Here is a 1,041-nt window from a genome sequence, read left to right on the forward strand (position 1 = left end):
CGCCTGAGCATAATGTTCGCGGCGGTGGCGTGCTGAATCGGCTGTCGAACATCGACGCACTAGTGCTGGCCCATGCCTCTACCGGTTTCATACCCCCGAAATAGGAGCTGTACTCAATGAACAAGAAGATCCTTACTGCCGCGCTGCTGGGTGGTCTGGCTTTCGCCCAGGCTGCGTCCGCGCAGGAGTTCGATGACCGCTGGTACCTGACCGGTTCGGCCGGCTTCAACTTCCAGGACAGCGACCGCCTGACCAATGACGCTCCGTTCGTCACCCTGGGCCTGGGCAAGTTCATCAGCCCGAACTGGTCGCTGGACGGTGAGCTGAACTACCAGAACCCGAACTTCGACGCCAACAAGGACATGAACTGGTCGCAGTACGGCGTCTCGCTGGACCTGCGTCGCCACTTCATCAAGGAAGGCCGCGGCTGGAACCCGTACCTGCTGGCCGGCCTGGGCTACCAGAAGTCGGAAGAAGAGTACAACCCGATCAGCGGTGGCCTGGCTGACCGCAAGGACGGCAACTTTGCCGCCAAGGTCGGCGTCGGTCTGCAGACCACCTTCGAGAAGCGCGTTGCTGTCCGCGCCGAAGTCGCCTACCGCGCTGATTTCGACGACCAGAGCGTGAACCCGAAGCGTGCCGGCAACGATGAAAGCTGGTTCGGCGACGTGCTGGCTTCGGTCGGCGTCGTGATCCCGCTGGGCCCGGCTCCGGTCGCGGCTGCTCCGGCCCCGGCTCCGGTTGCCCCGAGCTGCGCCGACCTGGATGACGACGGTGACGGCGTCAACAACTGCGACGACAAGTGCCCGAACTCGCAGCCGGGTCAGACCATCGGTCCGGACGGTTGCCCGGTCCCGGTCTCCATCGACCTGAAGGGCGTCAACTTCGACTTCGACAAGTCGAACCTGCGTCCGGACGCCGTGGCGATCCTGAGCGAAGCCACCGAGATCCTGAAGCGTTACCCGGATCTGCGCGTTGAAGTCGCCGGTCACACCGACTCGAAGGGTACCGACGCTTACAACCAGAAGCTGTCGGAGCGTC

The 1,041-nt window shown here is 63.6% G+C and carries 1 protein-coding gene; it reads left to right on the forward strand.

The features are described from left to right. Nucleotides 1-116: 116 nt before the first annotated feature. A partial coding sequence (locus CJP72_RS25145; protein ID WP_162383920.1) for an OmpA family protein occupies nucleotides 117-1,041 on the forward strand: 925 nt, incomplete at its 3' end.

Origin of the sequence: Citrobacter sp. NCU1 (assembly GCF_010231475.1) — a bacterium.
In the GTDB taxonomy this organism is placed as follows: domain Bacteria; phylum Pseudomonadota; class Gammaproteobacteria; order Enterobacterales; family Enterobacteriaceae; genus Citrobacter_D.